Raw genomic sequence first — 12,833 nt, 5'->3', positions numbered from 1 at the left:
GTGTCGGCGAGTTGCCGTCGCTGACGGACGCAGTGCGCCGGCAGGTGGTGGAGGGGTGGAACGCCACCGAGCGCGGCTATCCGCAAGGGCAGTGGGTGCACCAGCTGTTCGAGGCTCAGGTGAAGGCACAGCCGGATGCGCAGGCGTTGCGCTTCAACGAACTGTCCCTGAGCTATGCCGAACTGAACCGTCGCGCCAACCGCCTGGCTCATCGCCTGATCGAAGCCGGCGTGGGGCCGGACGTGCTGGTGGGGCTGGCGGTGGAGCGTTCTGTCGAGATGGTCGTGGGTCTGCTGGCGGTGCTCAAGGCCGGGGGTGCCTACGTGCCGCTGGACCCGGAATACCCGCGTGAGCGCCTGGCCTACATGCTCGACGACAGTGGCGTGAAACTGCTGCTGACCCAGGCGCATTTGCTTGAACAGTTGCCGATCCCGGATGGCCTGGACTGCCTGGAGCTGGGCGAGTCGGCCTTTGAAGCCTACAGCGATACCAACCCTGGCATCGCGCTGGACGGCGAAAACCTTGCCTACGTGATCTACACCTCTGGTTCCACCGGCCAACCCAAAGGCGCGGGCAACCGTCATTCGGCGTTGCTGAACCGCCTGCAATGGATGCAGGAAACCTATGGCCTGGACCCCAGCGACACCGTGCTGCAGAAAACGCCGTTCAGCTTCGACGTGTCGGTGTGGGAGTTCTTCTGGCCGCTGATGACTGGTTCGCGCCTGGTGGTCGCCGCACCGGGTGATCACCGTGATCCGGCCAAATTGATCAACCTGATCAATCAGCAGCAGGTCACCACGCTGCACTTTGTGCCCTCGATGTTGCAGGCGTTCCTGCAGGACCCGGCGGCATCGAGCTGCCAAAGCCTGCAACACATTGTTTGCAGTGGTGAAGCCCTACCGGTGGACGCTCAGCAGCAGGTCTTCGCCAAGCTGCCGCGGGCCGGGCTCTACAACCTCTATGGCCCGACCGAAGCCGCCATCGACGTGACCCACTGGACCTGCATCGACGAAGGCCGCGATGCCGTGCCGATCGGCCGCCCGATTGCCAACCTTGGGTGCTACATCCTCGACGGCAACTTCGAACCGGTGCCGGTCGGTGTGCTGGGCGAGCTGTACCTGGGCGGCGTGGGCCTGGCCCGTGGTTATCACCGCCGTCCCTCCCTGACGGCCGAGCGTTTTATCGCGCACCCGTTTGTCAAAGGCGAGCGCCTGTACCGTACCGGCGACCTGGCGCGCTACCGCGAAAACGGCGTGATTGAATACGCCGGGCGCATCGACCACCAGGTCAAGCTGCGCGGCCTGCGTATCGAGCTGGGTGAAATCGAAGCGCGCCTGCTGGAGCACCAATGGGTCCGCGAGGCCGCCGTGCTGGCGGTCGAGGGCAAATACCTGGTGGGTTACCTGGTGCTGCACAACGCTGGCGATGACTGGCGCGATGTGTTGAGCGCTCACCTGGGCCAACACCTGCCGGAGTACATGGTCCCGGCCCAGTGGATGCTGCTGGAACACATGCCCCTGAGCCCCAACGGCAAACTGGACCGCAAGGCCCTGCCCAAGCCCGAGGCAGCGGGTGGTGAGTACATCGCGCCACTGACTGAACGGGAGCAACAGATCGCTGCGATCTGGGCCGAAGTGCTCGGTGTCGAACGTGTAGGCCTCAATGACCACTTCTTCGAACGCGGCGGGCATTCGCTGATGGCCACCCAGGCCGTCTCGCGCATCCGCCATGGCCTGGGCCTCGATGTGGGCTTGAAAGCCCTGTTCGATCAGCCGGTGCTGGGCCTTTTTGTCCATAGCCTGACCCAGGCACACGTTGAAAGCAGCCGTATGGAGCGCGTCGAACGTGAGCAGCCGCTGGGGCTGTCCTATGCGCAGGAGCGCCAATGGTTCCTGTGGCAACTGGACCCCCGCAGCGCGGCCTACCATGTACCCCGCGCGTTGCGCCTCAAAGGGCAACTCGACCGCGACGCCCTGCAGCGCGCCTTCGATACATTGGTCGCGCGCCACGAAAGCTTGCGTACACACTTGCAGCAAGATGCCGGCCGCACCGTGCAAGTGATCAGCCCGCCAGCAAGGATCGAGCTCGCCTTGGCGAACGCCGATGAAGCGAGTCTGAAAGCCCAGATAGAAGCGAGCATCACCCAGCCATTCGACCTGCGTCAGGGCCCGCTTATGCGTGTCAGCCTGTTGCGCCTGGCGCAAGACGAACATGTGCTGGTGCTGGTGCAGCACCACATTATTTCCGATGGTTGGTCGATGCAGGTGATGGTCGATGAGCTGGTCCAGCTGTATGCCGCCTACAGCCGGGGCGAAGGGCTGCAACTGCCGGCGCTGCCGATCCAGTACGTCGATTACGCACTGTGGCAGCGCAGTTGGATGGAAGCAGGCGAGAAAACTCGCCAACTCGATTACTGGCGTGAAGTGTTGGGTGGCGAGCAACCGGTGCTGGAACTGCCATTCGATCATCAGCGCCCGGCAGTGCCAACCCATCGCGGTGCACGCTTGAACATCCCGTTGCCAATACTGTTGCTCGACAGCCTCAAGGCTCTGGCCCAGCGCGAGGGTGTGACGCTGTTCATGCTGTTGTTGGCGTCCTATCAGATGTTGCTGCATCGCTACAGCGGCCAGCCGGATATTCGCGTCGGCGTGCCGATTGCCAACCGCAACCGGGTCGAGACCGAGCGGCTGATCGGCTTTTTCGTCAACACCCAGGTGCTCAAGGCCGAAATTGATGGGCACACCACCGTCAGCCAGTTGCTGGCCCAGGTCAAGCGGCGCGCGCTCGAAGCCCAGGCCCATCAGGACTTGCCCTTCGAACAACTGGTCGAGGTGCTGCAGCCCGAGCGCAGTCTCAGCCTGAGCCCGCTGTTCCAGGTAGCGTTCAACCACCATATCAGCCTGGCCGGCCAGCATTTGCAACGCCTGGGCCAGCTTGAAGTCAGTCCTGTGAGCTGGGACGAGGCGGTCGCGCAATTCGACCTGACCTTGGACATCGAAGAATCCCAGGGACGCTTAAGTGCCTCGTTGAGTTATGCCACTGACCTGTTCGAGGCCGCGACCATCAAGCGTATGGCGCGCCATTGGCGGAACCTGTTGCAGGCGATGGTTGCCGATCAGCAGCAGAGCATTGGGCAGTTACAGTTGTTGGACGGCGAAGAGCAGCAACATATTATCCAGCTGTGGAACCAGACCGATGCCGGCTTCTCGGCCGAGCGCTTTGTTCACGAGTTGGTGGCCGACCGCGCCCGGGAAAATCCGCACGCGGTGGCGGTGAAATTCGACGCACAAACCCTGACCTATGGCGAGCTGGACCGCCAGGCCAACCGTCTGGCCCATGCGCTAAACGCCCGTGGCATCGGCCCGGAAGTGCGCGTTGCGATCGCCATGCCGCGCAGTGCCGAGAGCATGGTGGCGTTCCTGGCGGTGATGAAAGCCGGTGGCGTCTACGTGCCGCTGGACATCGAATACCCACGTGATCGCCTGCTGTACATGATGCAGGACAGCCGCGCGCAGTTGCTGCTGACCCACACCAGCGCTTTGCAGCAACTGCCGATCCCGGACGGCCTTGATAGCCTGGCGATTGATCGCACCGAGCAATGGTCAGGATTCAGCGACACTGCCCCTCAGGTGAAGCTGGACGGCGACAACCTGGCCTACGTGATCTACACCTCCGGCTCCACCGGCATGCCCAAAGGCGTGGCGGTATCCCACGGCCCGTTGGTGGCCCATATCATCGCCACCGGCGAGCGCTATGAAACCTCGCCAGCCGACTGCGAACTGCATTTCATGTCGTTCGCTTTCGACGGCTCCCACGAAGGCTGGATGCACCCGTTGATCAACGGCGCCAGCGTGCTGATTCGTGACGACAGCCTGTGGCTGCCGGAATACACCTACGAGCAGATGCACCGTCACAACGTAACCATGGCGGTGTTCCCGCCGGTGTACCTGCAACAGTTGGCCGAACATGCCGAGCGCGATGGCAACCCGCCAGCGGTGCGGGTGTACTGCTTTGGCGGTGATGCCGTTGCTCAAGCCAGCTATGACCTGGCGTGGCGCGCGCTGAAACCCAAATACCTGTTCAACGGCTACGGCCCGACGGAAACCGTGGTTACGCCGTTGCTATGGAAGGCACGTAAAGGCGACCCCTGCGGAGCCGTTTACGCGCCCATCGGCACCTTGCTGGGCAACCGCAGCGGTTATGTATTGGACGCGCAACTGAACCTGCAACCCATCGGCGTAGCCGGCGAGTTGTACCTGGGCGGCGAGGGCGTGGCCCGGGGTTATCTGGAGCGTCCGGCGTTAACCGCCGAGCGCTTCGTGCCGGACCCGTTCGGCAAGCGCGGCAGCCGTGTGTATCGCAGCGGCGACCTGACCCGTGGGCGTCCGGACGGTGTGGTGGATTACCTGGGGCGTGTGGACCATCAGGTGAAGATCCGCGGTTTCCGTATCGAACTGGGGGAAATCGAGGCGCGTCTGCGTGAACAGGACAATGTCGGTGAAACCGTGGTGGTCGCCCAGGACGGCCCGACCGGTAAGCAATTGGTGGCTTATGTTGTACCGGCAGAGTCGGTGGGTGATGAAGCCGTATGGCGCGACGCCCTGCGCCGCGCTCTGAAAACACGCCTGCCGGACTATATGGTGCCAGTGCACTTCGTGTTCCTGGCGCAGATGCCGCTGACTCCCAACGGCAAACTCGACCGCAAGGGCTTGCCCGAGCCGGACGCCAGCCTGTTGCAACAGGCCTATGTGGCCCCCGAAACCGAGCTTGAACAGCAGGTCGCCGCGATCTGGGCTGACGTGCTGCGCTTGCCGCAAGTGGGCCTCAACGACAACTTCTTTGAAGTGGGCGGTCATTCGCTGTTGGCGATCCAGATCACCTCGCGGGTCCAGGCCGAACTGGGGCTGGAAGTACCATTGGTGGAAGTGTTCCAGGCCGAAACGCTGCGCGCCTATGTCCAGGTCGCCGCCACCTTCCGCGCCGGCAGCGCGGAAGATTTTGATGATCTTCGTGACTTTCTGAGCGAACTAGAGGCGATTTGAACCATGCTTTCCAACCCTAATATCGATCTGGTTTCGCGCTTTCTTCGCCTGCCTTTGGAACAGCGCCAGCAGTTTTACCAGCGCCTGCAAAGCCGGGGCATGAGCTTCGCCCAGCTACCGATTGCCTCGATCCGCGAGGACGGCCAGAAGCTGCCGCTGTCCTACGCCCAGGAGCGCCAGTGGTTTCTCTGGCAGTTGGACCCGGACAGCGATGCCTATCACGTCCCCGGCGCCCTGCGCCTGAGCGGCCAGTTGGATAAGGCCGCCCTGCAACGCAGTTTCGACACCCTGGTGGCACGCCATGAAAGCCTGCGCACGCGCCTGCATCTGGACGCCGATGAGCGTGCCCAAGAGGTGCTGGCCCACAGCGTGATCGAGATCGCCGAAAGCGCCGTCGATGAGGCACACCTCAAGGCCCGCGTCGAAGCGGAAATCGCCCGTCCCTTCGACTTGCAGCAAGGTCCGTTGTTGCGGGTCAGCTTGCTCGCAGTGAATGCAGAAGAACACGTGCTGGTGCTGGTGCAGCACCATATCGTTTCCGATGGTTGGTCGATGGGTGTGATGGTGCAGGAGCTGATGCAACTCTACGCCGCCTACAGCCAGGGCCAGGACTGTGCCTTGGCGCCGCTGCCGATCCAGTACGCCGACTATGCGCTGTGGCAACGTAGCTGGATGGAAGCGGGGGAGAAGGCCCGTCAATTGGCGTACTGGCGCGAACTGCTCAGCGGCGCGCAGCCGGTGCTGGAGTTGCCCTTCGACCAGCCGCGCCCGGCCCAACAGAGCTTCCGCGGCGCGCGCCAGGACATCGCGCTGGAGCCGGCATTGGTTGCGGGGTTGAAAGCCCTGGCCCAGCGTGAAGGCGTGACGATGTTCATGCTGCTGCTGGCCTCGTTCCAGGCTTTTCTTTATCGCTACAGCGGCCAGCCGGATATTCGCGTCGGCGTGCCGATTGCCAACCGCAACCGCGTCGAGACCGAGTCGCTGATTGGTTTCTTCGTCAATACCCAAGTGCTCAAGGCCGACCTCGACGGCCAGATGAGTTTCGCCCAGTTGCTGCAACACACCAAGCGCCGTGCGCTGGAGGCCCAGGCCCATCAGGACTTGCCCTTTGAGCAACTGGTGGAAGCGCTGCAACCGGAACGTAGCCTGAGCCACAACCCACTGTTCCAGGTGATGTTCAATCACCAGGCCAGCACTCAAGTAGCGGCACATCCGCTGCCGGGCTTGCGCGTGGCCAACCTCGAATGGGACAGCCACAGCGCCCAGTTCGACCTGAGCCTGGATACCCAAGAGAGCGGCGACGCGATCTGGGCCTCCCTGACCTATGCCACCGACCTGTTCAATGCCGCCACGGTGGCGCGCATGGCCGAGCACTGGTTGAGCCTGTTGCGTGCCGCCGTGGCGAATACTGCGTTGCCTTTGCAGGAGCTGGCGACACTCAACGCCCATGAGCGCGAGCAGATTCTCTCTGAGTGGAACGCCACCGAGCGCGGCTATCCGCAAGGGCAGTGGGTGCACCAGCTGTTCGAGGCTCAGGCGCAGGCACAGCCGGATGCGCAGGCCTTGCGCTTCAACGAACTGTCCCTGAGCTATGCCGAACTGAACCGTCGCGCCAACCGCTTGGCTCATCGCCTGATCGAGGCCGGCGTGGGGCCGGACGTGCTGGTGGGCCTGGCGGCAGAGCGCTCCGTCGAAATGGTCGTGTGCCTGCTGGCGGTGTTGAAGGCGGGTGGTGCTTATGTGCCGTTGGACCCGGAATACCCGCGTGAGCGCCTGGCCTACATGCTCGACGACAGTGGCGTGAAACTGCTGCTGACCCAGGCGCATCTGCGTGAACAGCTGCCGATTCCCCAAGGTCTGAAAACTCTGGTGCTGGGCGAGTCGGCCTTTGAAGCCTACAGCGATACCAACCCTGGCATCGCGCTGGACGGCGAAAACCTTGCCTACGTGATCTACACCTCTGGTTCCACCGGCCAACCCAAAGGCGCAGGCAACCGTCATTCGGCGTTGCTGAACCGCCTGCAATGGATGCAGGAAACCTATGGCCTGGACCCCAGCGACACCGTGCTGCAGAAAACGCCGTTCAGCTTCGACGTGTCGGTGTGGGAGTTCTTCTGGCCGCTGATGACTGGTTCGCGCCTGGTGGTCGCCGCACCGGGTGATCACCGTGATCCGGCCAAATTGATCAACCTGATCAATCAGCAGCAGGTCACCACGCTGCACTTTGTGCCCTCGATGTTGCAGGCGTTCCTGCAGGACCCGGCGGCATCGAGCTGCCAAAGCCTGCAACGCATTGTCTGCAGTGGCGAGGCCCTGCCGGTGGACGCCCAGCAGCAGGTCTTCGCGAAGCTGCCCCAAGTCGGGCTCTACAACCTGTACGGCCCGACCGAAGCCGCCATCGACGTGACCCACTGGACCTGCATCGACGAAGGCCGCGATGCCGTGCCGATCGGTCGCCCGATTGCCAACCTTGGGTGCTACATCCTCGACGGCAACTTCGAACCGGTGCCGGTCGGTGTGCTGGGCGAGCTGTACCTGGGCGGCGTGGGCCTGGCCCGTGGTTATCACCGCCGTCCCTCCCTGACGGCCGAGCGTTTTATCGCGCACCCGTTTGTCAACGGCGAGCGCCTGTACCGCACCGGTGACCTGGCGCGCTACCGCGAAAACGGCGTGATTGAATACGCCGGGCGCATCGACCATCAGGTCAAGCTGCGCGGCCTGCGTATCGAGCTGGGTGAAATCGAAGCGCGCCTGCTGGAGCACCAATGGGTCCGCGAGGCCGCCGTGCTGGCGGTCGAGGGCAAATACCTGGTGGGTTACCTGGTGCTGCACAACGCTGGCGATGACTGGCGCGATGTGTTGAGCGCTCACCTGGGCCAACACCTGCCGGAGTACATGGTCCCGGCCCAGTGGATGCTGCTGGAACACATGCCCCTGAGCCCCAACGGCAAACTGGACCGCAAGGCCCTGCCCAAGCCCGAGGCCACCCACCACTACGAAGCGCCGCAGAGTGGGCTGGAGCAGCAGATCGCCGCAATTTGGGCCGAGGTGCTGGGCGTCGAGCAAGTGGGTTTGAACGACAACTTCTTCGAGCGTGGCGGTGATTCGATCATCTCCATTCAAGTGGTCAGCCGCGCCCGTGCCGCCGGTATCCATTTCACTGCCAAGGCATTGTTCCAGCACCAAACGGTGCGCAGCCTGGCCCGCGTGGCGCAGTTGCAGACAGCTCAAGTGATCGACCAGGGCCCGGTGCAAGGCGAGACGCCGTTGCTGCCGTTCCAGCAATTGTTCTTCGAGATGGACCTGCCGGACCGTCACCACTGGAACCAGTCATTGCTGCTGACGCCACGCCAGCGCCTTGAGGCCGAGCCGTTGGAAGCGGCGCTGCAAGCACTCACCCAACACCACGATGTGCTGCGCCTGAGCTTCAGCCGGCAGGCCGGGACCTGGACCGCACGGCATGATGCGCAAGCTGCCACCGTGCTATGGCAGGCGCACGTGCACGACGCCGCCGAACTGCACATCCTGTGCGAACGCGCCCAACGCAGTCTCGACCTGCAGCAAGGCCCACTGCTGCGTGCGGTGCTTGCTGAGATGGCCGACGGTTCCCAGCGCCTGTTGCTGGTCATGCACCACCTGGTGGTAGACGGCGTGTCCTGGCGGGTGTTCCTCGAAGACCTGCAAAGCTTGTATCGCCAGCAACAGTTGCCGGCCAAGACCACCTCGTTCAAGGCCTGGGCCGAGCGCCTGCGGGCCCATGCCCGCAGCGAAGTCGTGGAGCCGGAAAAACACTTCTGGTTGCAACAACTCCAGGGGGTGCCGATCGACCTGCCGTGCCGGGATCCACACGGCGCACGTCCCGCTCGCATGGCGCAGACCGTGGTCAGCCAACTGGACGCCGAACACACCCGGCAATTGCTGCAACAGGCGCCCACTGCCTATCGTACCCAGATCAACGACCTGTTGCTGACCGCCCTGGCGCGTGTCATCTGCCAGTGGACCGGACAGGCTTCGAGCCTGATCCAACTGGAAGGCCATGGCCGCGAAGACGTGTTCGACGACATCGACCTGACCCGCACCCTTGGCTGGTTCACCAGCCTGTTCCCGGTGCGCCTGACCCCAGCCGAATCCCTTGGCAGCTCGATCAAGCAGATCAAGGAACAACTGCGCTCCGTGCCTGACAAAGGCCTGGGTTTTGGCGCACTGCGCTACCTTGGCGACGACGCCACGCGAAAGGCGTTCAGTGAGTTGCCGGTACCGCGTATTACCTTCAACTACCTGGGCCAGCTCGACGGTAGCTTTGATCAGCCGCAAGGTTTGTTCGTGCCGGCGCCAGAAAACGCGGGTGCCGAGCAAAGCCCGGAGGCGCCGCTGAGCAACTGGTTGACGCTCAACGGCCAGGTGTTCGGCGGTGAACTGCATATGGGCTGGACCTTCAGCCCGTTGATGTTCGAGGCGTCGCAGATCGACGCGTTGAGCCAGGCGTTTACCCGCGAACTCACGGCGTTGGTCGAGCATTGCTGCACCCCCGGCAACCGTGGCGTGACGGCTTCCGATTTCCCGTTGTCAGGCTTGAATCAACAGCAACTGGAGTCCTTGCCGCTGGCTGCCGATGCCATTGAAGACATCTACACCTTGTCGCCTATGCAGCAGGGCATGCTGTTCCACACCCTGTACGAACAGTCGGCCGGTGACTACATCAACCAGATCCGCGTGACCGCCGAGGGTCTGGATGTGGCGCGATTCCAGCAGGCCTGGGATGCCACCGTGCGCGCCCATGACGTGTTGCGCAGTGGGTTCTTCTGGGAAGGCCAGCTGGAATGGCCTTGCCAGGTGGTGTATCGCGAGGCCCGGTTGCCGATCGAACACCTCGATTGGCGTGCGATGCCGGGGCGTGAGCTGGCGTTGCAAAACCTGCAGGAAGCCCAGCGTCGCCAGGGCTTTGACCTGGCCAAGGCACCCCTGGTGCGTATGGTGCTGGTGCGCACCGACGAGCAACGCCATGAATTGATCTACACCCACCACCATATCCTGATGGACGGCTGGAGCAATTCGCGGCTGTTCGGTGAAGTGCTGCAGCGCTACGCCGGCGTGGCCGTGCCGGAGGCGGCCGGGCGTTATCGCGACTACATCGGTTGGTTGCAGCAGCGTGATGCGGGTGCGACCGAAACCTTTTGGCGCGAGCAGTTGAGCGCACTGCAGTCACCGACTCGCCTGGGCAGCAGCCAGCCGATGACGGCAGACGGGCATGGCGAACATCAATTGAGCCTGGATCGCCTGCTGACCGAACGCCTCGAGGCCTTCGCACGCAGCAACAAGGTCACGCTCAATACCCTGATCCAGGCGGCGTGGCTGGTGCTGTTGCAGCGCCATAGCGGGCAACCGGTGGTGTCTTTTGGTGCCACCGTGGCTGGACGCCCTGCGGATCTTGTGGGTGTAGAGCAGCAGATCGGCCTGTTTATCAATACCCTGCCGGTGATCTGCGCAGTGGATGGCCAGCAAAGCGTAGCCGACTGGTTGCAGGCGGTGCAGGCGCAGAACCTGGCCTTGCGCGAGCATGAACACACCGGGCTGTACGATATCCAGCGCTGGGCCGGACAGGGCGGTGAAGCCTTGTTCGACAACATCCTGGTGTTCGAGAACTACCCGGTGTCCAAGGCCCTGGAGCAGAGTGGTGGCAGCGGTATCCGTTTTGGTCTGCCGGACTCCCGTGAGCAAACCAGCTTCCCGTTGACCGTGCTGGTGGACGTCGGTGACACGCTGTCGGTGCAGTTCAGCTTTGCGCGTGCACACTTCGGTGCAGGCACAGTGCACACCTATGGTCGCCATCTGGCCAACCTGCTGCACGCCATGCTTGAGGGTGGCCAGCAGCGTTTGGGCGACCTGGCGATGCTCGATGCGGCTGAGCGTCAACAGGTGATCCACGATTGGAACGCCACAGCGCGGGACTACCCGTTGCAACACTGCGTGCATCACCTGATTGAAGAACAGGTGGCGCGCACGCCAGACGCTGCGGCGCTGGTATTTGCCGAGCAGCGCTTGAGCTATGCCGAGCTGAACCGTCGTGCCAACCGCCTGGCCCATCGCCTGATCGAGGCCGGCGTGGGCCCGGATGTGTTGGTGGGGCTGGCGGTGGAGCGCTCTGTCGAGATGGTCGTGGGTCTGCTGGCGGTGCTCAAGGCCGGTGGTGCCTACGTGCCGCTGGACCCGGAATACCCGCGTGAGCGCCTGGCCTACATGCTCGACGACAGTGGCGTGAAACTGCTGCTGACCCAGGCGCATTTGCTTGAACAGTTGCCGATCCCGGATGGCCTGGACTGCCTGGTGCTGGGCGAGTCGGCCTTTGAAGCCTACAGCGATACCAACCCTGGCATCGCGCTGGACGGCGAAAACCTTGCCTACGTGATCTACACCTCTGGTTCCACGGGCCAACCCAAAGGCGCAGGCAACCGTCATTCGGCGTTGCTGAACCGCCTGCAATGGATGCAGGAAGCCTATGGCCTGGACCCCAGCGACACCGTGCTGCAGAAAACGCCGTTCAGCTTCGACGTGTCGGTGTGGGAGTTCTTCTGGCCGCTGATGACTGGTTCGCGCCTGGTGGTCGCCGCACCGGGTGATCACCGTGATCCGGCCAAATTGATCAACCTGATCAATCAGCAGCAGGTCACCACGCTGCACTTTGTGCCCTCGATGTTGCAGGCGTTCCTGCAGGACCCGGCGGCATCGAGCTGCCAAAGCCTGCAACACATTGTTTGCAGTGGTGAAGCCCTACCGGTGGACGCTCAGCAGCAGGTCTTCGCCAAGCTGCCGCGGGCCGGGCTCTACAACCTCTATGGCCCGACCGAAGCCGCCATCGACGTGACCCACTGGACCTGCATCGACGAAGGCCGCGATGCCGTGCCGATCGGTCGCCCGATTGCCAACCTTGGGTGCTACATCCTCGACGGCAACTTCGAACCGGTGCCGGTCGGTGTGCTGGGCGAGCTGTACCTGGGCGGCGTTGGCCTGGCCCGTGGTTATCACCGCCGTCCCTCCCTGACGGCCGAGCGTTTTATCGCGCACCCGTTTGTCAAAGGCGAGCGCCTTTACCGCACCGGTGACCTGGCGCGCTACCGCGAAAACGGCGTGATTGAATACGCCGGGCGCATCGACCACCAGGTCAAGCTGCGCGGCCTGCGTATCGAGCTGGGTGAAATCGAAGCGCGCCTGCTGGAGCACCAATGGGTCCGCGAGGCCGCCGTGCTGGCGGTCGAGGGCAAATACCTGGTGGGTTACCTGGTGCTGCACAACGCCGGTGATGATTGGCGCGATGTGTTGAGTGCCCACCTGACCCAGCATCTGCCGGAGTACATGGTCCCGGCGCAGTGGATGCTGCTGGACCAAATGCCGCTGAGCCCCAACGGCAAACTGGACCGCAAAGCCCTGCCGAAGGTCGACGCCAACCTGCAAGCCCGGGAATACGTCGCCCCGCAAAGCGAGCTTGAACAGCAGATCGCTGCGATCTGGGCCGAGGTGCTGGACGTTGAACGGGTGGGCATGCACGACAACTTCTTTGAACTGGGCGGGCATTCCCTGCTGGCCACCCAGGTGGTGGTGCGCCTGCGCGAGCAGTTGCACGCTGAATTCGACATCAAATCGATCTTTACCACCCCGACCCTGGCTGATTTCAGCGCCCATGTGGCGGCCCAGCAGACAAATAATTCGCCGGTGCAGGACGCATTGGCTAAATCCTTGGAGGCCCTCAAACGTCTATCAGCAGAAGATTTGGATAAATTGATTTCCTGAGGGGCG

General features: G+C 63.1%; 2 protein-coding genes. Both read left to right on the top strand.

The genetic code is table 11. From position 1 onward, the window contains the following. Positions 1–32 precede the first annotated feature (32 nt). The gene (locus tag JFT63_RS30015; RefSeq protein ID WP_442963705.1) at positions 33–5,042 is read left to right on the top strand and encodes an amino acid adenylation domain-containing protein; all 5,010 of its coding nucleotides are present in this window, start codon (positions 33–35) and stop codon (positions 5,040–5,042) included. Between the two features lie 3 nt (positions 5,043–5,045). Further along, the gene (locus JFT63_RS04730) at positions 5,046–12,827 is read left to right on the top strand and encodes a non-ribosomal peptide synthetase (protein ID WP_198843574.1); all 7,782 of its coding nucleotides are present in this window, start codon (positions 5,046–5,048) and stop codon (positions 12,825–12,827) included. The last annotated feature ends 6 nt before the right edge of the window (positions 12,828–12,833 follow it).

The organism is Pseudomonas sp. MF7453 (assembly GCF_016405455.1).
In the GTDB taxonomy this organism is placed as follows: domain Bacteria; phylum Pseudomonadota; class Gammaproteobacteria; order Pseudomonadales; family Pseudomonadaceae; genus Aquipseudomonas; species Aquipseudomonas paralactis.
The sequence above is the reverse complement of the archived record's forward strand: the minus strand, read 5'-3'. Positions and strand labels throughout refer to the sequence as shown.